The organism is Collinsella sp. Sow4_D11, from assembly GCF_052116465.1.
Classification (GTDB): Bacteria; Actinomycetota; Coriobacteriia; order Coriobacteriales; family Coriobacteriaceae; genus Collinsella.
The window spans coordinates 68,203-90,020 of the sequence record NZ_JBQKLA010000008.1 but is presented as its reverse complement, the minus strand read 5'-3'; the positions used below and the strand labels follow the sequence as shown (position 1 = coordinate 90,020).

Genomic DNA, 21,818 nt, shown 5'->3' with positions numbered 1-21,818 from the left:
CCCCCCGCCCCCCCCCCCCCCCCCCCCCCCCCCCCCCCCCCCCCCCCCCCCCCCCCCCCCCCCCCCCCCCCCCCCCCCCCCCCCCCCCCCCCCCCCCCCCCCCCCCCCCCCGGCCTGTGGTGACTTGGCTGCACCGTGTACTGTCGAAGGGGCTTTGCGCGATGACTGGGGCTGAATAAAAAGTGAGCGTGGGATCTGCCGTTCGAATGAACGGCAGATCCCACGTTAATATTTCAGCCAACGTACGTCATGGCAATATCCGGTAGGTCCCCGGGTGCCCCGCGGCGGGCTGGGTTATTTAGCTGAGCGACTTTGCGTAGCAACCGGAGTGAAGATGAAAACACCGGGCCGCCGCAGAGCACCAACAGACCGCAGGGACGGGAGCGGCTATACTACTCTCAGTAGTTAAGGGTCGCGGATTGGCCGCGTCACCGCTCTCAACAGGAGGTCTTTATTTATGGCAGATCAGAAGCCGGTTGTCGGGATCATCATGGGCTCCAAGTCCGATCTGGGCGTTATGGAAGGCTGCACCGCCGAGCTCGAGGCGCTGGGCGTGCCCTATGAGCTCGTGATCGCAAGCGCGCACCGCACGCCGGCGAAGGTTCACGAGTGGGCTTCGACTGCTGCCGATCGCGGTATCAAGGTGATTATCGCCGCCGCCGGCAAGGCCGCTCACTTGGGCGGTGTCGTGGCTGCCTTTACGCCGCTGCCGGTTATCGGTGTTCCTATGAAGACGAGTGACCTGGGCGGCATGGATTCGCTGTTGTCGATGGTGCAAATGCCTTCGGGCGTGCCCGTAGCCTGTGTTGCCATCAACGGCGCCAAGAACGCCGCTATCTACGCCACACAGATTCTGGGCGCTTGCGACCCCGAGTATCGTACGGTCATTGAGAAAATGAAACAGGAGATGGCTGACGCGTAAGATCGCCACCATTCCTTTTGTGCCATAAGGAGAGTTATGTCCGACTATCAGGGAAAACGTTTTAGGTCCTCTCAAATCCCCGACCCTTCAAAGCCCGCTGACAGCCGTGCGCCTCAGCAGGGTCGGGCATCCTCTCCCCAGCATGCCCGTGCCCCACGCCCCGTGGTGCCGACAGGGCAGCGCCGCCAGCGCCAGAATACGCCTGCCGCATACCGTCCTTCGGCGTATAGCACGGCGAAATCGCCGCAGCGTACTACGCCACCGGCCCATAAGGACTCGGCGGGACATGTCCAACAGCCGCGCAAAAAACGTCGGTCGATTTTCCCTATCTTGCTCATCATTGTCGGAATCGGATTGATTGTTGCCGCAGCGGCTATCTACATCAATGCGCAAATTGGCTACAAACAGGCAAGCGACTCGTATGCAAAGATCGAGAAACAATATGTGAGCGATAAGGATGGCAGCGGCATCCCCGTCGTTGATTTTGATGCCCTTGCGCAGACGAACCCCGAGATTGTCGGCTGGATTTACGTTCCGGATACTACTATCAATTATCCGGTGGTTCAGGCCAACAATAACTCCAAGTACCTCAACACGTTGTTTGACGGTACATCCAACGCTTCCGGTGCAATTTTCCTGGACTGCGACGATACGGCCCCCGGTATGGTGGACCAGCAGACCACGATCTATGGCCATCATATGAACGACGGCTCGATGTTCAACATTATTTCGGACACAACCGACCAGGCAAAGTTCGATAGCATCGAGTATGTGTACTACATTACGCGCGACGGTACGTATAAGCTGAGACCGCTGGCGACCAAGGTGGTTGAGGATACGTATGCCAAGGCGCGCGCGACCAACTTTGAGGGCGACGACGGGCTGACGAATTATCTGTCCGAGATGCTCGATGGCGCCTCGGCCGTGGCAAGCGATGCGACCGACCGTGCTGCCTCGGCAACTAAGGTTGTAACGCTTGTGACCTGCCGCTCACTGTCATTTAGCAATACGCGCGCCGTCATGGTGCTCACACCGGTCGAGGAATAAGTGGTTCGAGAGTAGCTAATTTGGGACGGGGCTCTTTTAGCTACCCCAGTCACCTAACCCAGCAAAATCATTCTGCATGCCCGCGGTAGCTAAAAGAGCCCCGTCCCAAATTAGCTACTCGACGACGGAAAAAAGGAGAAGCGATGCTTGAAAGTGGCAAATTGATGCCTTCGGTCGATGCGTGGCTGCGCGAAGCCAAGGCCGACGCTTCGGCGCCGGCGTGTGGCATGTACCTGACGCACAATGGCGTGGTGCGTGCGACGCCTAAGTCCGAGGCGCGCGGTGTCGAGACCGATGGCGTGGCGCCGGGCCACAAGGTAGGCGGCGTGGTGTTTGGCTACGACGCCAGCAAGGTACAGGCTGCCATCGAAGCGACGCGCGCGATGCCCGGCATCGGCTATGTGCGCGTATGGCTGGCGAGCGGCGAGCTTGCCGTGGGCGACGACATCATGCTCGTGCTCATTGGCGGAGACATTCGCCCGCATGTGGTCGATGCCCTGCAGGCGCTCGTCGGCACTATCAAGAACGAGTGCGTGAGCGAGGTCGAGCGCGAAGCGTAACGCCTAGCCGGCAACCCGTGTACGTCTACAGCGAAAGCCCGCTGGCAGTTCATGTAGATCTGCCAGCGGGCTTTGGTGTGTTGGGGCTGTTTTGTGACGGCGCTCGCTACACGCGTGTGGCGTCCTTGGGGCTCATGGTCATGCTCTGGAAGCGATTTTCCATATACTTGTTATCGAAGTACTTTCCGTAGAACTGCGCAACGGGAATATCGCTGGCCGTGCCGTTGACACGCTGGTACCAGTAGTCGAGCGATTGCAGCGTCATGACGCCGTCGACCAGCATGATGATGGTAAAGATGACGGTGGCTGAGTAGCGACTCTTCCAGGGAATCATGTTAATGAGCTTGAGCAATCTGGGCAGCAGCAGCTTGATCCAGATGAGTCCGCCCAGACCCCACAGGCAGGCGAAGCCCGTGCAGGTGCGACCGCCCGTAAGCACGGCGAGCGGATCGGGCATGCCAAAGAGCTTCATGTGCGAGTAGCTCCACGAGACCACACCGAACGAGGTCTGCATAAACCAGCCCACAAAGACCTCAAAGCTTGCGCCAAGCAGGGCGCTCACCAAAAAGATAATGATGGGGTTCTTTTTGTAGAAGCGGTTGAGCACCATGGTCATGAGTACGGCGCCAAATCCGTAGATGGGGCTGAAGGGGCCAAATAGCATGCCGGCGCGGTTCTGGTAGACGCCTGGATCGTCGACCGTCATGTGCCAGATGTCCTCCAGGATCAGACCGAGCACGCAGCAGACAAAGAATACCCAGAACAGGTTGAAGTAGTTGAGCTTGATGTAGCCCTCGCCGGTCTCATCGCGGCCGAGCATGCCCTCGGCGGCGGCGTCGCGATCGAGCATCTCCTGCAAGCGGCGCTGCAGTTCGCGCTCCTGACGAAGCGTTGGGTCAACAGTGGCCGAAAGCGCGACGAGGATGCCGAGCTGGATGGCGGGGCGCAGCAAGAACGGCCCGATACCCTGGAGCATCACGTCGACCAAAAGCTCAACGACGGTAAGTGCGATAAGGATATAGGACAGGCGCGCGGCGTTGCGGCGCTGGTTCTTGATGAGGTCCAGGCCAAAGATGATCAAGATGACCGCGCTCGCCGCCGAGAGCATGATGCCGGCGACGATAAGGCCGACCGCGACGAGCGTGTTGTCGCCGAGCTTGGCGGCGGCGTTGCCGTTGATGAGCGCGGTGATGACCTGCCACATAAAGGCGCCGACCGAAGGGAGCGTGCCTACGCCGGACAGGATGCACAGGACGGCGTACACCTTAATGATGAGGGGAATCTTCTTGACCTCCGTGGCGCTGGGGACGCTGGGGTCGAGTTCGTTTCGATCCATACGGAACCTTTCTCGTTTTGTTGTAGGTTACAAGGATACGCCGCCGACCTGCTTAAAGACAGGACGAATGGCCCAATTGCAGCAATGTAAGCCCTAACGGTGGGCGAGACGCGTCGCGACGGAAACATACGGGACCGTTGGCCCCGAGGGCGGGTTGCCCGATAAAATGTTTGGCCGCAAAACGGATTATAAGCTCGGTGGGCTTTTAAAAACCGCTGTTCATGCGCGGGAGTGCTTGTCTTGCCGTGCGTATAATAGGGCAGGTAACGCCAAATAACGAGGCTCTGAGGGGATGCCATGTCTCAAGAAACCATCCGCGCGGCCGAGCGTGCTACGGGACGGGTGACGACCATGTCGACGTATGATCCGGACTCCGACCAGCTGCATGAGGAATGCGGCATCTTTGGTGTGTGGGCACCCGATCGCGACGTGGCTCGACTGACGTACTTTGGTCTGCGTGCGCTGCAGCATCGCGGCCAGGAATCGGCGGGAATCGCCGTGGGCGATGGCGGCACGGTTATGGTTCGCAAAGACCTGGGACTGCTCGATCGCGTGTTCTCCAACGCCGACCTGTCGACGCTCTCCGGCCAGTTGGCTGTGGGCCACGTGCGCTATGGCACCGCCGGCGCCAAGAGCTGGGAAGCCTCGCAGCCGCATCTTTCCACCATCAACAGCGTCATCATCGCGCTTGCGCACAACGGCACCCTGGTTAACACTGACGAGCTGCGCCGCCAGCTGATCGAGCTCGGCGTGCCGTTCCTCTCCAATTCGGATTCCGAGGTCGCGACCAAGCTCATTGGCTACTTTACCCAGTGTACGGGCCACCTGCGCGAGGGCATTCGCAAGACCATGGAGCTCGTGCGCGGCGGCTACGCCATGACGCTCATCAACGAGCAGGCACTCTACGCTTTCCGTGACCCGCATGGCATTCGTCCGCTGGTGCTGGGCAAGCTCGTGGACGAGGGCCTGGACCAGGCCGACGCCGCATCCGTTTCGCAGCTACCGTCGCAAGACGACGCCGCGAGGGTCGACGCTGCCGCTCATGTCACGCGCGCTGGCGGCTGGGTCGTTGCCTCCGAGACATGTGCACTCGATATCGTGGGCGCCGAGTATGTCCGTGATGTCCGTCCCGGCGAGATCTTGCGCATCAGTGCCGAGGGCCTGGTATCCGAGCAGGGTGTGCCCGCTGCCAAAGAGCCCGCTAACTGCATCTTTGAGCAGGTCTACTTTGCCCGCCCCGACTCCATCATGAATGGCAAGAGCGTCTACGCCTGCCGTTACGACATGGGTCGTCAGCTGGCACACGAGGAGCCCGTCGATGCCGACCTGGTCATCGGCGTGCCCGACTCCGGTCTGCCGCCTGCGGAGGGTTATTCGCGCGAGAGCGGCATTCCCTTTGGCGAGGGCCTCATCAAGAATCGCTATGTGGGCCGTACGTTTATCGAGCCCACGCAGGAGCTGCGTGCCATGGGCGTGCGCATGAAGCTCAATCCACTGCGCGACAATATCGAGGGCAAGCGCCTGGTCGTCATCGACGACTCCATCGTTCGCGGCACCACCATGGTGCAGCTCGTCAAGATGCTGCGCAACGCCGGCGCCAAGGAGATTCACATCCGCATCAACTCGCCCGAGGTCATCTGGCCGTGCTTCTACGGCATCGATACCGACGTGCAGTCGCAGCTCATCAGCGCTAACAAGACGGTCGATGAGATCTGCGAGTACATTGGCGCCGATTCGCTGGCCTTCCTTTCGGTCGAGGGCCTGCTGAAGGTCATGCCCAAGGGCGGCTACTGCGATGCGTGCTTTACCGGCCGTTATCCCGTGGCGATTCCCGAGAGCTTTGGCCGCGACAAGTTTATGGAGGGCTTTAAGCCCCGCAACCTGGATAAGCCGCTGCACTTTGGCGACGACGCCGTGGTCGAGAAATACGATGACCGCAGCTGGGAAGAGAAGCACGGCGAGGCCTAGAACCTGCCATTTAGGGACAGGTTCATTTTGGTAGGTTTTACCTGCTGTTTTGTTGATTTGGCGGCGCGCGTTGTTACCGTGTGCGCCAACTTGAGGGCAACTATGAGCACTGTTTGGCGTCTGTGTGTCAAACGGTAGTGGGAGAGGAAGGCTCAGATGAGCGACAGCAAGCATGTGACGTATGAGGATGCCGGCGTCGATACCGCCGAGGGCGGCCGCGCCGTCGACGCTATTAAGCAAATGGTTAAGGATACCAACCGTCCCGAGGTTATCGGCGGCATCGGTGGCTTTGGCGGCCTGTTCTCGGCCGCCGCACTTAAGGATATGGAAGACCCGATCCTGATCAGCGGTACCGACGGCGTGGGCACCAAGCTCGTCCTCGCCCAGATCATGGACCGTCACGAGACGGTGGGCCAGGACCTGGTCGCCATGTGCGTCAACGACATTTTGGCTTCGGGCGCCGAGCCGCTCTTCTTTTTGGACTATGTTGCCATCGGCCACATCGAGGCCGAGCACATGGCAAAGATCATCAAGGGCGTGGCCGATGGCTGCAAGCTCGCGGGCTGCGCGCTCGTGGGCGGCGAGATGGCCGAGCACCCGGGCGTCATGGCTCCCGCCGACTACGACCTCGCCGGCTTTACCGTGGGTGTCGTCGACCGTCCCAAGATGCTCGACCCCGCCAACGTCCGCCCCGGCGACGTGATTCTGGGCCTTCCCTCCACCGGCGTGCACTCCAACGGCTACTCGCTCGTGCGTAAGGTCATCGGTGTTGACGGCATCAAGCCGGGTACGCCCGAGGCCGCCGCTAAGGCCGAGGAGCTGAGCCGTCCGCTCGAGGAGCTCGGCGGCGCATCACTGGCAGACGCTCTGCTGGCCCCCACGCGCATCTACGTCAAGCCGATTCTTGAGCTGCTCCGCGGCGGCGCTCCGGTGCACGCCATCGCCCATATCACCGGCGGCGGCATCACCGAGAATCTTAACCGTGCGCTGGCCGACGACGTCGACGCCGTGGTCACCCGCAATGGCGCCGAGATGGGCTGGGACATTCCGCCCGTCATCACCTATGTTTCGCACCAGGCCGAGCTTACGCCCAACGAGGCATGCAAGACCTTCAACATGGGCGTCGGCCTGTGCCTGATTGTCGCTCCCGAAGATGAGGCCGCGGTAACCGATGCCCTGGTCGCGCTGGGCGAGAAGCCGTTCCGCGTGGGCGAATGCGTCGAGGGCTCCGGTAAGGTCGTGTACTCCGATGAGCGCTAACGAGCAGACGGCTGCCGCCGAGGGCCTGGGTTTTGCGCCCTATACCCGTCCGACCGGCACCGATACCACCGAGCCGCTCAAGATCGGCGTGCTCATCAGCGGTTCGGGCACCAACCTACAGGCGTTGATCGACCTGATCGCCGCCGGCAAGCTCAATGCTTCGATCGAGCTCGTGGTGTCGAGCCGTCCTTCGGCCAAGGGCCTGCAGCGTGCAGAGCGTGCGGGTATCCAGACGCTGACGCTCTCCAAGGATGTCTACGCCGACCCTATTGCCGCCGACGAGATTATTGCGCACGAGCTTCTCGAGCGCGGCTGCGAGTATGTGGTCATGGCTGGCTACATGCGCATGGTGCATACGCCGCTGCTGGCGGCGTTCCCCAACCGCGTTGTCAATCTGCATCCGGCGCTGCTGCCGAGCTTTACCGGTGCGCATGCGATCGACGATGCCTTTACGCGCGGCGTCAAGGTGACCGGTGTGACTGTGCATTTTGCCAACGAGATCTACGACAACGGTCCCATCATCGCCCAGCGCGCGCTGGCTGTTGAGGAAGGCTGGGATGTCGACACACTCGAGGAGCACATTCACGCGATCGAGCACGTGCTGTATCCCGAAGTCGTGCAGATGCTCGCTGACGGCCGCGTCCACGTGCTGGAGAGCGGTAAGGTGGCAATTGATCCGGCGCGCCATCGTGCGTAAAAGGATTCGCCTGGTTTTCCTTGCGACGTAAACTATCAAAAAGCTGATTGGGGCATATGGAATCACATGTGCCCCAATCAGCTTAATACCTCTTTGATTTTGGGCTTTGGATAACGTGACGGGCACCATTCCCATTCCAAGAAATCCGATAGGGCCTCGTCCGTGTGTGGGCGGGGCCCTTTTGCGTGGCCTTTTATGTTTGCTATACTGCTAGCAAGTAGAGAGGAGCCGCTATGGGTGCAGCAACGGTGCAGCTCAACACACGAATCGATCCTATGCTCAAGGCTGGTGGCGATGCGGTCCTGACACGCAATGGATTGGGGCCGAGCGATGCCGTTCGTGCGCTTTGGGCCTATCTTGTCGAGCATCAAGCGTTGCCGGGATTTATGGTGACGGATAAGCGCGAGGCGCCCCGCGCGGAGAGCCTGGCTGAGCAGGGGTGTGGCCTAGCTTTTTCATCGCTGGGGCTAAATGCTTCGGATTTTGCGCCAGTTGGATCATCTGCGGAAGACTGGGGTGCCGTACGAGATGATATGTATGACACGATGATTGCCGATATTGAGGCGAATTGTCGATGATCGAGGCAAAGCATCTCTTGGTAGATACGAACGTTTGGCTCGATTATTACCTGCAAGAGGGGGCGTTCGACGAAGCGAAGAGATTAGTTGAACTGGCCGAAGCGGGAAAGATTGACCTTCTGTACACGCCCACGACGGCAAAGGATGTGTTCTATATCCTGCCTCGGCGTCTAGCCCGGCGGAATGCGAATGGGATTAACGTGCCGTTTGCCTCGGCGTCATGGGCCTGCATCGAGCACATGATGCAGGTGGCAACTGCCTCTCCGCTTTCGTTGGCAGAGTGCGAGATGGCGCGTATGCTTGGCAAGCGCATGCCGGATCTCGAAGACAACCTCATCATCGCTTCGGGCGAGACGGCGGATATTGACTACGTGGTCACGAGCGACCGGCGCATGCTGGAGGCGATGCCCGAGGTGTGCTTGACGCCTGCCCGCGCACTCGAGATGATTGGGATCCTCGGCTAACCTTGCCTGTCTGGTTTCGCTATCATATGGGGCATTGTGAACCTCATGCAACTTTGGAGGACGGTATGGCGGATAACGCCGAGATGCTATTCGCGCCTGAGCTGGTGTTTTTTGATTGGGAGTGCGCGACGCCGGATGAGGTGTTTGCGCGGCTCGAGGGCGAGCTCGCTCCGCGCGGCTACATTGCGTCCGGTTGGCTCGATGCCGTCCGTACGCGCGAGGACATCTATCCCACGGGCCTCGCCATGCCGGCGGCCAATATTGCCATTCCGCATACCGATCCGGGGTTTGTGGCTAAGCCCTATATCGCGGTGGTGAAGCCCTCCGCGCCCGTGACGTTCAATGCTATGGCGGGCATGGGTGCCCCCGTGCCGGCGCAGATCATCATCAATCTGGGTATTGCCGAGCCGGGCGGCCAGGTCGAGGCCCTGCAAGCGCTTATGAATATCTTTATGGATGCCGACGCCGCAGCCGACGTGCTCGGTCAGACTTCGTCCCAGGGCATGGTCGACGCCATCCGCCGCCACTTCTAGGGCCGGCATTTGGGGAGTGTCCCTAACTGCCGGCAGAAAAGGAACGTCCCTAGCTGTCGGAGCTGTCCCCTTTGCACCAAAATGGTGCAGATTAACCTGTCTCCCATGCACCAGGTGTGCCGCGGGGCTGCGTTGTGACACAATGACGTTTGTTCGATTCGTTATGCGAAAGGCCAACTATGGCAAATAAGAAAAAGAACCCCGAGGTCGCGCCGACGTCCGAGCAACGGTCCCGCGCCGCCTCCAGCTCTCGCAAGAAGCAGCGCAAGACGTACGTGTCCAAGACCGTCAAGATCGTTCTGGTGGTTATCGGCGTGCTGGCAATGCTGCTTTCCGTCTCGGCCATGGCGTGCTCCGGTTTGATGTCGCAGACCGAGAACAATAACTCGGGTTACAAACTGACCGGCGGCGTGGCTGCTACCGTCAACGGAACCAACCTCACCGAGGACACCGTAACCAAGCAGATCATGAGCATGCGCACGTCCTACGGATATACCAAGGACAAGGATTGGGCGCAGTATCTGGTCAATAACGACCTGACGCCCAAGAAGTACCGCAAACAGCTCATCGATTCCTATACGCAGCAGATTCTGCTCCAGCAGGCGCAGAAGGAGAACGGCGTGACGGTTTCGGACGAGGAAGTAGAGAAGGCTTGGAAGGACGCCTGCAAGAGCGCGGGGGGCGCCAAGACCTTTAAGGAGACCCTTAAGACCTACGGCTATACCGAGGACACCTACAAGGACTCGCTCAAGGAGAGCCTGGCGCAGCAGAAGCTTAAGAATGCCGTTGCTCCCACCAGCAAGCCCAAGGACAACGAGATTGTCGATTACATTAACGAGAACCTGTCTAACTACAACGATGCCCGCCGCTCGTCGAACATCCTGATCAAGGTTGATTCCGACGCTTCCGACGAGGACAAGGCCGCCGCCAAGGCCAAGGCGCAGGAGTGCCTGGATAAGATCAACTCCGGCGAGCTGAGCTTTGAGGATGCCGTGAAGCAGTATTCCGACGACACCGGTTCCAAGGAGAAGAAGGGTGACGTGGGCTGGGATAAGCTCACCACCTTTGTCGACAGCTACCAGACGGCGCTCGAGGGCCTTAACAAGGGCGATGTGAGCGACGTGGTCGAGTCGACGTATGGCTACCACATCATCAAGTGCACCGACTACTTCCATGTCGATGGCCAGGTCGATGACATCAATCAGGTGCCCAAGGCTATTAAGAAGTACGTTTCCAATGTGGTGAAGACCCAGGCATCGGGCACGGCATACAACGAGTGGCTGGAGAAGTACACGAAGGATGCCGACATTACCGTCAACCCCATGCCCAAGGACGTGCCCTATAACGTGAGCCTGAAGGGCGTCACCAAGAGCTCGACCGACGATTCGTCGACGACTGAGTAATCAAGGGGCGGTGCTCGTGCGAGTGCCGCCCATGTTATTGAGGAGGATTTGCAGATGACCAACGAAGAGCTGCAGCAGGAAATGATTGCCGCCATGAAGGCCAAGGACAAGGTTCGCCTGTCTATCATTCGCCAGGTCAAGGCCGAGGTTAAGAACATCGAGGTCAACGAGCGCCGCGACGTGACCGAGGAAGACGTCAACAGCATGATCAAGCGTCTGATTAAGCAGACAAGCGAGACGTTGGAGATGTCCATCAAGGCCGGTACCGATCAAGATCGTACCGACAACCTAACCGAGCAGGTCAAGATTCTGGAGAGCCTGCTGCCCGCCCAGGTTTCGGGCGAGGAGCTCGAGACGCTGATTGAGCAGGTCATCGCCGAGCTGGGCGCCACATCCAAGAAGCAGATGGGCCAGGTTATGGGGGCGCTCGGCAAGGCCACCGGCGGCAACTTCGATAAGCCTGCAGCCGCCAAGATTGTCGGCGGCAAACTCGTGTAGGGCCGAGCGGTACATAGTTGGTGTTGAGGGGCGTGACCATTGCGGTCGCGCCCCCTTTTTTGTTGGCCGATGAAGGGCGCCTCCCTTGGCTGGTCATTGGGCGCTCATTGGGGACAGGCTTAAATGAGTGCCCTCTCATTGGGTACTCATTTAAGTCTGTCCCCAATGAGTGGGTTAAAGGTTGCGGGTTCTTTACGGGAATGTAGTGTGGGCTGCGGAAACGTGGTTCTTTCCGTAAAATAGAGCAATTCGTGTAAGCGCAGGGAAGGGATATTCATGGCAGACATGATCGAGATCAAGCATCTCAACAAGTACTTTGGCGACCTGCATGTGCTCAAAGATATCAACCTCACCGTCAAGCGCGGCGAGAAGCTCGTAATGATCGGGCCTTCCGGCTCGGGCAAGTCCACGCTCATCCGTTGCGTCGATTATCTGGAGGAGCCCACGTCGGGCGAGGTCATCATCGACGGTACGCCGCTCACCAAGAAGAATCATCTGGAGATGGCTCGCAAGTACAGCTCCATGGTGTTTCAGCAGTTCAACCTATATCCCAACATGACGGTGCTGGGCAACCTGACGCTCGCGCCCATCAAGCTGCAAAAGAAGAGTAAGGAGGAGGCGACCGAGATCGCCATCGCCGCGCTCAAGCGCGTCGGCATGGCGCATAAGGCCGGCGAGTATCCGCAGAACCTCTCGGGCGGTCAGCAGCAGCGCATCGCCATTGCCCGTGCCCTGTGCACCAAGCAGCCCATCATCCTGTTTGACGAGCCGACCTCGGCGCTCGACCCCGAGATGGTCCAGGAAGTCCTGGACGTTATGATTGAGCTCGCGCAGGAGGATATCACCATGATCTGCGTGACGCACGAGATGGGCTTTGCGCGCCAGGTGGCCGACCGCGTCATCTTTATGGAGGACGGCCGCATCCTAGAGGAGGGCACACCCGAGCACTTCTTCGATAACCCCGAGAACCCGCGCTGCCGCGAGTTTTTGTCCAAGATTCTGCACTAGGCGCGGTGATGGACATGACGGATATGACGAGGGCGGCCGTGTCGCGCCGCCACTTTTTGCAGCTGGCGGGCGCCGGTATGCTCGCGCTGACGGGGACCGCGCTTACCGGTTGCGACAACTCCACCGGCGGCGAGGGCTCCGACAAGGGGTCTAAGCTTGCGGCCATCAAGTCGCGTGGCCATCTGAATGCCGGCGTTAAGAAGGACGTTCCCGGCTACGGCTATTACGACACCGCCAAGGGCCGCTTTGAGGGCATGGAGGTCGATTTGTGCTACCAGATCGCCGCTGCCGTCTTTGGCGTGAGCTACAAGGAGGCCCGTGCCCAGGAGCTTGTCGAGTTTACCGACGTAACGCCCAAGACGCGCGGCCCACTGATCGATAACGGCCAGCTCGACGTGGTCGCGGCGACCTACACCATCACCGACGAGCGCAAGAAGAGCTGGGATTTCTCGACGCCGTACCGCACCGACTACGTGGGACTCATGGTCAAGAAGCGTTCGGGCTTTACCTCGATTGAGGACCTGGACGGCAAGGTCATTGGCGTGAGCCAGGGTGCCACCACGCAGGGCCTGATCGAGCAGATGATCAAGGACAACGGCTTTAGCTGCGAGCCCGAGTTTAGGGCCTTTAGCGGCTACCCCATCATTAAGAGTTCGCTCGATGCCGGCAATATCGACGTCTTTGCCATGGACCGCTCCACGCTGGCCGGTTACATGAACGAGACCGTCGAGCTGCTGCAACCCGAGGTCAAGTTTGGCGAGCAGGGCTACGGCGTGGCGACCAAGAAGGGCTGCGATCTTTCGGCCGTGGTCGATCAGGTGATATGCGATCGCCTGGCCGACGGCTGGCTCGACCAAGAGGTCAAGACCTGGGGTCTTGTATAGGCGCATCATCCAAGGAAGGAATCAAATGCTCGAAGGATTGTTTGACGCCGACCGCTGGTCGACGACATTCCAAAACATGGGGCCCTTCTGGGAGGGCTTTGGCGTGACGATGCAGGTGGTCGTTGCCGGTCTGCTGCTGTCGCTGGTGCTGGGCACGCTGCTGGGCGTGTTCTCTACCACTCGTTCTCGCGTTCTGCGCGCCATAAGCCGCGTGTACGTGGAGTTTTACCAGAACACCCCGCTGCCCGTGCAGGTGCTCTTTATGTACATGGCCGGTCCGCAGTTTTTGCAGGCCATAACCGGTGCCGACCAGCCGGTGCGTATCGCGCCGTTTGTGCTGGGCTTCTTGGGCGTGGGCCTGTATCACGCTGCCTACATTTCGGAGGTCATCCGTACCGGTATCGAGGCCGTTCCGCGTGGCCAGATGGAGGCGACCCAGAGCCAGGGCTTCACCCGTGCGCAGGCATACTGGTACATCGTGCTGCCCCAGACGTTCGAGATCATTCTGCCGCCTCTGTGTAACCAGGCACTCAACCTGGTCAAAAACACGTCGGTGCTGGCGCTTGTGGCCGGCGGCGACCTTATGTACCGTTCCGACAACTTTGTGAGTCTGTACGGGTACCTGCAGGGATACATCGTCTGCTGCCTTATGTACTTCATCATCTGCTTTCCGCTCGCCATGCTGGTGCAATGGCTCGAGCGCCGCTCCAAGGAGCGCCCGCGCGGCGTGAGCCTGGCCGAGCTGGGGCTTGACAACGTAGAGGAGGCCTAGCGCATGGAAATCTTCAACGCGACCAACCTGCTCTACATTTGGGGCGGCTTTGTTAAGACGATCGAGATCTCGGCGCTGTCGATCTTTTTCTCGCTCATCTTTGGCACGGTGCTGGCGCTCGTTAAAAGCTACGCGCCCCGTCCATTCCGTATTTTGGTGAGCGCCTATATCGAGCTGTTCCGTTGCACGCCAAACTTGCTGTGGATCCTGTTTATCTACTTTACGGTGCAGGGTTTGGACATTGTGATTTCGACCATCGCCTTTACGCTGTTTACCAGCGCTGTTATGGCCGAGATTGTGCGTGGCGGCCTCAACTCGATTCCGCGCGGCCAGTTTGAGGCGGCGCAGAGCCAGGGCTTTGGCTTCTTTGCCACCATGCGCTATATCATTCTACCGCAGACGTTTAAGACGATCATTCCGGCGCTGTTTAGCCAGTGCACGACCGTCATCAAGGACAGCTCGTATCTTTCGGGCATTAACGTGGCCGAGCTCATGTACACGGCAAACGTCGTGATGGCCCACGCGATCGACCTGTCGCAGGTGCTTATGCTCTACGGCCTGGTGTTTGCGATGTACTTTGTGCTCAACTTTGGTATCTCGCTGCTGGTGAGGGCATATCAACGTCGCATTGTGGCCGCATAGTCCTGCTTCCCCAAGCACGGCACCTTGCCCCTCAATCGTCGCTTGCGTACATTTAGTACGCGGCGCTCCTCTTTCGGGGCAATCTGCCGCACTTGGGAAACCAGGACGAAGGTGGGGGCAAAATGAATGTGACAAAGGGACTGTCCCTTTGTTACATAGAGAAAGGAATCGCGATGAGCGATCTGGAGAACAAGAAGAATCCTGTGGTCATTACCATCGCGCGCGACTTTGGCGCCGAGGGCCACGAGATTGGCCGCATGCTTGCCAACGAGTTGGGAATTCCGCTGTACGACAACGAGCTGCTGGTGCGTGCGTCGATGCGCGCGGGTGAGTCGCTCGATAAGATGGCCGCCTATGACGAGCGTCTGGCCGTAGAGAACATGGCGTTTCTGCCCGACCGCTACGATGCACGTTCGTACTCGGACAAGTTGTTCCAAAAGATGAGTCAGGTGATTTTGGACCTGGGCGAGACCGAGAGCTGCATTATCGAAGGCCGCCTGTCCGATTACCTGCTGCGTAACAACCCTAATCACATTGCCGTGTTGGTGACCGCACCCTTTGAGGACCGCGTCGAGATCGTGCGCAAGAAGCGTGGGCTCAACAAAAAGAAGGGCGCCAAGCTGGTCAAGCAGCAGCAGAAGGCACGCGAGGCGTTCTATAAGCGCTACAGCGCCGGAAAGTGGAAGATGACGAGCGGCAAGGATATCGTCGTCAACCGCGCCAAGCTGGGCCGCGAGGGCTGCAAAGACGTCATAGCCGCTGCCTACCGCTACAAGGTGGCTCAGCTCGAAGGCTAGCCGACCAAAAGCCACCGCAAAGGTGCCCGTTCCCTTTATGGTGATCGGGCGGCCGGCATAGAAAAAGTCCCCGCCGGGCGTGTGCCCGACGGGGACTTTGCCGTTTGGTGGTTAGCGCTGCAGGTGATTACTCACCCAGCAGGCTCTTGGTGATGGAAGCGGCGGCCTTCTTGCCGGCGCCCATCGCCAGAATGACCGTAGCGGCACCGGTAACGATGTCGCCGCCGGCCCAGATGCGGGGATCGGTGGTCTGGCCGGTCTCCTCGTCGGCGACGATGTAGCCCCACTTGTTGAGCTCCATCTTGCCGCCAATCTTGGCAGCGAAGGGGTTGGCGTTGGTACCGATAGCCGAGATCGCGACGTCGCAGGGGATCTCCTCGATGGCGCCCTCGATGGGCACCGGGCGACGACGGCCGGACTCGTCGGGCTCGCCGAGCTCCATCTTCTGGACCTTGACGGCGCACACGGAGCCGTCCTCGCCAGCGACAAACTCGAGCGGGGAGACGAGCGGCAGAACCTCGACGCCCTCGGCCTTAGCATGGTGCAGCTCAGCGCGACGGCAGGGCATCTCGTCCTCGGTACGACGGTAGGCGATGATGGCGTGCTCGGCGCCCAGGCGCTTGGCGGTACGGACAGCGTCCATAGCCACGTTGCCGCCGCCAAAGACGACGACGTTCTTGCCGTGCTTGGTGGGGGTGTCGTACTCGGGGAACTTGTTGGCCTTCATCAGGTTCACGCGGGTGAGGTACTCGTTAGCGAAGAAGACGTTGGGCAGGTTCTCGCCGGGGACGTTGAGGAACTTGGGCAGGCCAGCGCCGGTCGCCACGTAGATGGCGTCGAAGCCCTGCTCGAACAGCTCATCGGCCGTGGCCATGTTGCCCACGACGGAGTTGTACTCAAACTTGACGCCCATGTCCTCCAGACCGTCAATCTCGCGCTTGACGACTGCCTTGGGCAGACGGAACTCGGGGATGCCATAGACCAGCACGCCGCCGCCGGTAAAGAAGGCCTCAAAGACGGTGACGTCAAAGCCGTTACGGGCGAGCTCGCCGGCGCAGGTGATGCCGGACGGGCCGGAGCCGACGACGGCGACCTTCTTGCCGTTCTTGGGAGCCATCTTGGGCGTGGAAGCGAGCTCGGGGCGGTCACCCAGGAAGCGCTCGAGCTGGCCGATGGCCACGGGCTCGGACTTCTTACCACGGATGCACTTGCCCTCACACTGGTTCTCCTGCGGGCAGACGCGGCCGCAGATGGCGGGAAGCATGGAGTCCTCGCGGATGGTATCGAGGGCGCCGCCAAAGTCCTTCTCGCGGATTTGCTCGATAAAGCGGGGAATGTTGATGTTGACGGGGCAGCCCTCGACGCAGAACGGCTTCTTGCAGTTGAGGCAGCGCTCGGCCTCGGCCAGCGCCATCTCCTCGGTGAAGCCCTTGTCGACGGGGCGGAAGTCGCAGGCGCGCTCGGCAGCCGGCTCCTCGTTATCGGGGGTGCGGGGCGACTTCATATCGGCAACGAAACGACCGTTAACTAGTGGCATGCGCAGCTCTTTTCCTCATAGGCCTTGAGGGACTCGCCCTCTTCGGAACGGTAAGCGGCCTGGCGGGCACGAAGGTCATCCCAGTCGACCAGGGTGGCATCGAAGTCGGGGCCGTCGACGCAAGCGAACTTGGTCACGCCGCCCACCTCGACGCGGCAGCAGCCGCACATACCGGTGCCGTCAACCATGATGGGGTTGAGCGACGCGGTGATGGGGGTGTCGTACTTCTGGGCGGTGAGGGTCGAGAACTTCATCATCGGAACGGGGCCGACGCAGAAGACCTGGCTCACGGCCTTGTCCTGCAGCAGGCGCTCCAGCGGAGCGGTGACAACGCCCTGCTCGCCGTAGGAACCGTCGTCGGTGGTGATGTGGATGTGGTCCTCGTCGAGGAGCTCGCGGAACTGGTCCTCCATGAGCAGGAGGTCCTTGGTGCGAGCGCCCATGATGGCGTGCACCTCGTGGCCGGTCTCGACCAGGTGCTTGGCGACCGGGAAGGCAATTGCCAGGCCGACGCCGCCGCCAATGACGGCGCAGGGGCCCTCGGCCATCTCGGTGGGAACGCCCAGCGGGCCCACGACGTCGCGCAGCGACTCGCCGGCCTCGTAGGTGGAAAGCATCTCGGTGGTCTTGCCGATCACCATGAAGATGAACTCGACCCAGCCCTCGTCACCGTTCCAGCCGGCCAGAGTAAACGGGACACGCTCGCCCGTCTCGTTGGCGCGGACCATGAGGAACTGTCCAGCGTGCGCATGCTTGGCGATTGCAGGCGCCTCGATGCGGAACTTGAACACCTTCTCCGAGAACTGCGTCTTCTCCAGGATCTTATACATAGAACCCCTCTCTTGTTAGGGCAACCGAACCGTGCCTCCACGGAAATGGACGGCAGCCCGAATAAAACCGTACGCGCACAGGCGTTGTGCAGACATACGGTGCAAATTATACCCTCATGGACATGTTGCTTGCGTGTATCTTTGGCAGGCGGGAAAAGTGATCTAGCACAAAGAGACAGGTTTATTTTGGCGGGTTTTATCAGATAAAACGACAAAAGGGGCCGGCCTTGCACATCGGTGAGGCCGACCCCTTTTAGGGCGTTGGGTATGTATGGCGGCACAGGGTTTATTGCGATGCGGCCGCTGCGGCGTTTTCGCATATAAAACCTGCCATAATAAACATCCCTTTTTGGTAGGTTTTAGTGCTTGCCGTTGGCAGAGGCGGAGCCGTTGACGTGGTCGCGGGCATAGATTACGCCGTGCACAATCGCCAGGCCGGCGGCGTCGGCGGCGCGGGCGCAGGTGTCCTGGAAGTCCTCGGCCTCGCGGGCGCGCAGCTGCTTGAGCACGTAGTCGGCGACAGCCATCTTGCCGGGAGGGTTGCCGATGCCGGTGCGGATGCGGCTAAAGTCGCGGCTGCCCATCTTGTCGATGATGGAACGCAGGCCGTTGTGGCCGGCGTGGCCGCCGCCCACCTTGACGCGCACGTCGCCGGCGGGAATGTCGAGCTCATCGTGGATTACGAGCAGCTCTTCGGCCTTGATTTTGTACTCGCGGCAAAGCTTGGAGATGGGGCCGCCCGAGGTGTTCATGTACGACTGCGGCTTGACCAGCACAATCTGGCGCTTGCCGCCCTCTTCCTCTGGATCGTTGATGTTGATGAGCGCGACCTCGGCGCCGGCCTGGTTTTTCCAGTACGTGACGCCGGCCTGACGCGCCAGCTCGTCGATCGCCTTAAAGCCTGCGTTGTGGCGGGTCTCGGCATACTCATCGCCAGGGTTGCCAAGTCCGGCAACCATGCGAATCTTAAGCGGCTGTGCAGCTGCCATGTGCTTCCTTTCATCGATTTGTCGCCTGCTATGGTGAGCGACCCCGTTGCTGCTGTCAAATGGAGGGTGATTGAGGCTGCATGAGGGCGTTTGGAAAGTCGTCAGAAGCCGGGATGGACAGTTAGTTCAGATTTGTATAAACCAAGAGATCTTTGACTGCCAAAATCGGGGCCACGGAATTGTCACGGCGCTTTGGGGAGCACAATTTGCGCTATTTCAGATCTTTTGAGTCTTCAAATGAGGTGATTGGCGCCGGGATGGCGGCAAACCACCTCGACATTAGCCGTCTGTTTATACAAATCTGAACTAACTGTCCAGCCATGCTCGGTAACACTGGGTAAAAGCCTTTTAGACCGGCGCGAGGCCGATTCCGGCCCGCAGGGTGTTGAGCCAGGCGGCCTGACGCTTGCGATAACCCTTGATGCGGTAGCGGAATCGAACTCCCGCAAGTCGATGCATCGTCTGGGCGAAGGCTTCGAGTGCAACAAGGTCCTTCATTTGGTCGCGATTGATAACCAGGACGTGGATACCCATGGCCTTAAGGCCATTGTTGCGATTGCCATCGTGGATGCGAGCGTTTTGAAGCTCATGTCCAATTCCGTTGTATTCGTTGTCGACTCCGGCGGCTGGACAATATAAGTCGCAGATGGCGTAAGGGATGCCCGAGGACATGTTGATCGCAAGGGTGTCGAAATCGACTCGATAGTTGAGCAGCAGGCCTCCCATGGGCAGGCTGCAACACCCGAATCCGCCAAAGCGCATGGGTGCGCCCAGGACGGCGAACATCAATGATTCCGCTGGGGATGCGGATCCGGCCCGGGCGAGTTTGATAGCTGTGCGAAACGAGGCGTAGGAACTACTTTTGGCAAACCGTGCGACCGCCTCGAGCTCTTCGATGGTTGTGGCGGGCTCGCATTTGTAGTGTGCCTGTTCGTAGCGGGTTTCGGATTGCTTTTCGGGTGTCGGTTGATCGCCCTGGCAATCGAGATCGTCCATCGTTTCGAAGCTGTTGGCCTCGGGCCACGTGTCGTCGTAGGCGATGGGGTAAGTTGCTTCGGGCGGAAGTGAGTAGGTTCCGAGCAGTTCCATGAGAAGCATCAAGGTTTTGGCAACCGATTCATTTTTGGAACAAAGCATGGCCGTCATGGCGGGAGACGTTGCGTAGATGTCGGCTTCGATGTGCATGATCGCGCCCTGGGGGAGAGGGGCGGTGATGGTGTGCTGGAGGAGCCGTCCGTCGGGCCGTCTGTTGCTGCCGCTCGCAACAAAGAGGTCTAGACGCTCGGAGTCGTCTTCGCTCCAGGCGTCAAGTATTGCAAGGGCCGCAAAGTCTATGGCGTCCTTGTTGGGAACGCAATCTACGAGGGCTTGTGTCTGTTGCTCGTCATCGATGGCGTCCCAGGGAAGGGCGGAGTACGCCCGTCGAGCGCGGCGAATTGCGCGAAGGGCGGAGAGGTGTGAAATTACGGTTGTCATAGCTATAAGGTACTAAGCCGTTGGCGAAATGATATGGCCGTGTCGTTCTTTTCACTCAAAGGGGCGTCGCGCGCCGCGGGCGGTAACGACATCATACGGAATGCCTTGGAAAAGTGGAGAATGGAGTGATGGGTTGGCCTTGGAGGCATCTACTGAGATGGGTGCTGGACAGTTAATTCAGATTTGTACAAGGCGACCGGGGTGTATTGCCGTTGTTGAGGGACTCGGTGGGCAAAATGGGGCCAATGGCATGGTGAAGAGATCCATAGGTGGAGGAATCGAGCGGAATTATGCCGGCAAGAGAGTTTTCGACGCATTAAATGGCCCAAACGAATGCCACATTAATACAAATCTGAACTAACTGTCCAAGGCGGGTTGTCGAGGGGCAGAAAAAAGGGTCGGAAGCGAGCCTCCGACCCTTTAAAAACACCAAAGATGATGCGCTGCGCGCTGGATTACAGCGCGAAGTCGCCGCCGACGAGCGTGGAGACGGGCTCCTCGTGGTAAACGGCAGAGATGGCCTCGGCGAACTCCTCGGCGACCGAGATAGTCTTGATCTTGCCGCCAACCTCGACGGGGATGGCATCGGTGACGAGGCACTCGACGATGGGGGCGTCGTTCAGGCGCTCGATGGCCGGGCCCGAGAAGATGCCGTGGGTGGCGCACACGTAGATGTCGCCGGCACCCATGGCCTTGAGCTCCTTGACGTTGGCGCACAGGGTGCCAGCGGTGTCGATCATGTCGTCATTGATGATGCAGGTCTTGCCCTTGATGTCACCGATGATGCCCATGACCTCGGCGGCGTTGTGGCGCGGACGGCCCTTGTGGGCGATGGCGAGGCTGCAGCCGAGCATGTCGGAGAGCTTCTTGGCAGCTTTGGCGCGACCCACGTCGGGGGAGACGACAACCAGGTTGTCGGTGTCGAAGTGCATGTCGTTGTAGTACTGGCCAAACAGCGGCAGTGCAGACAGGTGGTTAACCGGGATATCGAAGAAGCCCTGAATCTGGCCCTGATGCAGGTCGAGGGTGATGATGCGGTTGACGCCAGCGCGCTCGAGCAGGTTGGCGACGAGGCGGGCGGTGATGGGCTCGCGCGGGCCGGCCTTGCGGTCCTGGCGGGCATAGCCGTAGTGGGTGATGACGGCGGTGATGGAGCGGGCGGATGCGCGCTTGGCAGCGTCGGTGGCGATGAGCAGCTCCATGAGCATGTCGTTGACGTTGCCGCCGGCCACGGACTGAATCAGGAAGACGTCGGCGCCGCGGACGGTCTCGTCGTAGCGGGCGTAAATCTCACCGTTGGCGAACTGCTTTAGCGTAAGGCCCGAAAGCTCGACCCCAAGGTACTCAGCGATCTTCTGAGCGAGGGGACGGTTGGAGGAACCGGAATACACGCGGATGGACTTGCGCATATTCTCCGACTTCTCGGGATCATTAATCGGCATTACCCTTCTCCTTTATATATCGAATGCCATATAGATGCCTTGTTGCATTGTAACCGCGCGGCGGGGTTTATCGGGTCTTGATAACGTCTTTACCGTCAACGGACACGAACCGACCACTCATCCGGTCGCGCAGGTCAGCATAGAAAAAGGAGCCATCCCCATGGGAACAGCTCCT

The 21,818-nt window shown here is 59.8% G+C and carries 22 protein-coding genes; 16 read left to right on the top strand and 6 right to left on the bottom strand.

The window, feature by feature from the left end; translation table 11 throughout:
* Window positions 1-457: 457 nt before the first annotated feature.
* From purE to ACTQ40_RS05270, 3 genes are all read left to right on the top strand, one after another.
* Entirely contained in the window at window positions 458-922 is a 465-nt protein-coding gene (purE, locus tag ACTQ40_RS05280) for a 5-(carboxyamino)imidazole ribonucleotide mutase (protein ID WP_373575402.1), read from the top strand.
* A 330-nt stretch (window positions 923-1,252) separates the two neighbouring features.
* Window positions 1,253-1,969, top strand: a complete 717-nt coding sequence (locus tag ACTQ40_RS05275) for a class B sortase (RefSeq protein ID WP_441563522.1) — start codon at window positions 1,253-1,255, stop codon at window positions 1,967-1,969.
* A gap of 143 nt (window positions 1,970-2,112) precedes the next feature.
* Entirely contained in the window at window positions 2,113-2,529 is a 417-nt protein-coding gene (locus tag ACTQ40_RS05270) for a molybdenum cofactor biosynthesis protein MoaE (protein ID WP_154516726.1), read from the top strand.
* A 106-nt stretch (window positions 2,530-2,635) separates the two neighbouring features.
* On the opposite strand, the gene ACTQ40_RS05265 is transcribed toward ACTQ40_RS05270, so the two are convergent.
* A complete protein-coding gene (locus tag ACTQ40_RS05265; protein WP_441563521.1) occupies window positions 2,636-3,865 on the bottom strand; it encodes a putative ABC transporter permease in 1,230 nt (409 codons plus the stop codon).
* A gap of 297 nt (window positions 3,866-4,162) precedes the next feature.
* Here ACTQ40_RS05265 and ACTQ40_RS05260 point away from each other — a divergent pair, with 297 nt between their 5' ends.
* The 13 genes from ACTQ40_RS05260 to ACTQ40_RS05200 all read left to right on the top strand — a co-directional run bounded on the left by ACTQ40_RS05260 (window position 4,163) and on the right by ACTQ40_RS05200 (window position 15,369).
* The gene (locus ACTQ40_RS05260) at window positions 4,163-5,833 is read left to right on the top strand and encodes an amidophosphoribosyltransferase (protein ID WP_441563520.1); all 1,671 of its coding nucleotides are present in this window, start codon (window positions 4,163-4,165) and stop codon (window positions 5,831-5,833) included.
* A 156-nt stretch (window positions 5,834-5,989) separates the two neighbouring features.
* Entirely contained in the window at window positions 5,990-7,093 is a 1,104-nt protein-coding gene (gene purM, locus ACTQ40_RS05255) for a phosphoribosylformylglycinamidine cyclo-ligase (RefSeq protein WP_427717964.1), read from the top strand.
* Window positions 7,083-7,790 carry a phosphoribosylglycinamide formyltransferase gene (gene purN, locus ACTQ40_RS05250; protein ID WP_427795605.1) on the top strand — a complete coding sequence of 236 codons (708 nt, stop codon included), beginning with the start codon at window positions 7,083-7,085 and terminating at the stop codon, window positions 7,788-7,790. Before purM ends, purN begins: the two co-directional genes overlap by 11 nt.
* A 233-nt stretch (window positions 7,791-8,023) precedes the next feature.
* On the top strand, window positions 8,024-8,368 hold the full coding sequence (locus ACTQ40_RS05245) for a type II toxin-antitoxin system RelB/DinJ family antitoxin (protein WP_441563519.1): 345 nt from the start codon (window positions 8,024-8,026) through the stop codon (window positions 8,366-8,368).
* Window positions 8,365-8,832 carry a PIN domain-containing protein gene (locus tag ACTQ40_RS05240; RefSeq protein WP_441563518.1) on the top strand — a complete coding sequence of 156 codons (468 nt, stop codon included), beginning with the start codon at window positions 8,365-8,367 and terminating at the stop codon, window positions 8,830-8,832. Before ACTQ40_RS05245 ends, ACTQ40_RS05240 begins: the two co-directional genes overlap by 4 nt.
* Before the next feature lie 65 nt (window positions 8,833-8,897).
* Window positions 8,898-9,365 carry a PTS sugar transporter subunit IIA gene (locus ACTQ40_RS05235; RefSeq protein ID WP_441538480.1) on the top strand — a complete coding sequence of 156 codons (468 nt, stop codon included), beginning with the start codon at window positions 8,898-8,900 and terminating at the stop codon, window positions 9,363-9,365.
* A 179-nt stretch (window positions 9,366-9,544) separates the two neighbouring features.
* Window positions 9,545-10,768: a peptidylprolyl isomerase gene (locus ACTQ40_RS05230; protein ID WP_441563517.1), complete on the top strand. Its 1,224-nt coding sequence runs from the start codon at window positions 9,545-9,547 to the stop codon at window positions 10,766-10,768.
* A gap of 54 nt (window positions 10,769-10,822) precedes the next feature.
* Window positions 10,823-11,266 (top strand): GatB/YqeY domain-containing protein, encoded by a 444-nt coding sequence (locus ACTQ40_RS05225; protein ID WP_427747592.1) that lies wholly within the window; start codon window positions 10,823-10,825, stop codon window positions 11,264-11,266.
* Window positions 11,267-11,542: 276 nt separating this feature from the next.
* Window positions 11,543-12,274, top strand: coding sequence for an amino acid ABC transporter ATP-binding protein (locus tag ACTQ40_RS05220; RefSeq protein ID WP_055251548.1), 732 nt, complete (start codon window positions 11,543-11,545; stop codon window positions 12,272-12,274).
* A gap of 8 nt (window positions 12,275-12,282) precedes the next feature.
* Window positions 12,283-13,158, top strand: a complete 876-nt coding sequence (locus ACTQ40_RS05215) for a transporter substrate-binding domain-containing protein (protein WP_427795601.1) — start codon at window positions 12,283-12,285, stop codon at window positions 13,156-13,158.
* A 25-nt stretch (window positions 13,159-13,183) separates the two neighbouring features.
* A complete protein-coding gene (locus tag ACTQ40_RS05210) occupies window positions 13,184-13,930 on the top strand; it encodes an amino acid ABC transporter permease (protein WP_441563516.1) in 747 nt (248 codons plus the stop codon).
* A 3-nt stretch (window positions 13,931-13,933) separates the two neighbouring features.
* Window positions 13,934-14,572: an amino acid ABC transporter permease gene (locus ACTQ40_RS05205; protein WP_055285379.1), complete on the top strand. Its 639-nt coding sequence runs from the start codon at window positions 13,934-13,936 to the stop codon at window positions 14,570-14,572.
* Between the two features lie 173 nt (window positions 14,573-14,745).
* Complete coding sequence (locus ACTQ40_RS05200; RefSeq protein ID WP_427717988.1) at window positions 14,746-15,369, top strand: AAA family ATPase; 624 nt, start codon at window positions 14,746-14,748, stop codon at window positions 15,367-15,369.
* A gap of 127 nt (window positions 15,370-15,496) precedes the next feature.
* On the opposite strand, the gene gltA is transcribed toward ACTQ40_RS05200, so the two are convergent.
* The 5 genes from gltA to ACTQ40_RS05175 form a co-directional block, all read right to left on the bottom strand.
* Window positions 15,497-16,906, bottom strand: coding sequence for an NADPH-dependent glutamate synthase (gene gltA / locus ACTQ40_RS05195; protein ID WP_427728860.1), 1,410 nt, complete (start codon window positions 16,904-16,906; stop codon window positions 15,497-15,499).
* A complete protein-coding gene (locus ACTQ40_RS05190) occupies window positions 16,897-17,736 on the bottom strand; it encodes a sulfide/dihydroorotate dehydrogenase-like FAD/NAD-binding protein (protein ID WP_006235793.1) in 840 nt (279 codons plus the stop codon). The genes gltA and ACTQ40_RS05190 overlap by 10 nt, the downstream gene beginning before the upstream one ends.
* 359 nt (window positions 17,737-18,095) lie before the next feature.
* The gene (gene pth, locus ACTQ40_RS05185; RefSeq protein WP_427717993.1) at window positions 18,096-18,725 is read right to left on the bottom strand and encodes an aminoacyl-tRNA hydrolase; all 630 of its coding nucleotides are present in this window, start codon (window positions 18,723-18,725) and stop codon (window positions 18,096-18,098) included.
* Between the two features lie 348 nt (window positions 18,726-19,073).
* Entirely contained in the window at window positions 19,074-20,201 is a 1,128-nt protein-coding gene (locus tag ACTQ40_RS05180) for a hypothetical protein (RefSeq protein ID WP_441563515.1), read from the bottom strand.
* Between the two features lie 455 nt (window positions 20,202-20,656).
* Window positions 20,657-21,643 carry a ribose-phosphate diphosphokinase gene (locus ACTQ40_RS05175; protein WP_154516678.1) on the bottom strand — a complete coding sequence of 329 codons (987 nt, stop codon included), beginning with the start codon at window positions 21,641-21,643 and terminating at the stop codon, window positions 20,657-20,659.
* Window positions 21,644-21,818: the final 175 nt, after the last annotated feature.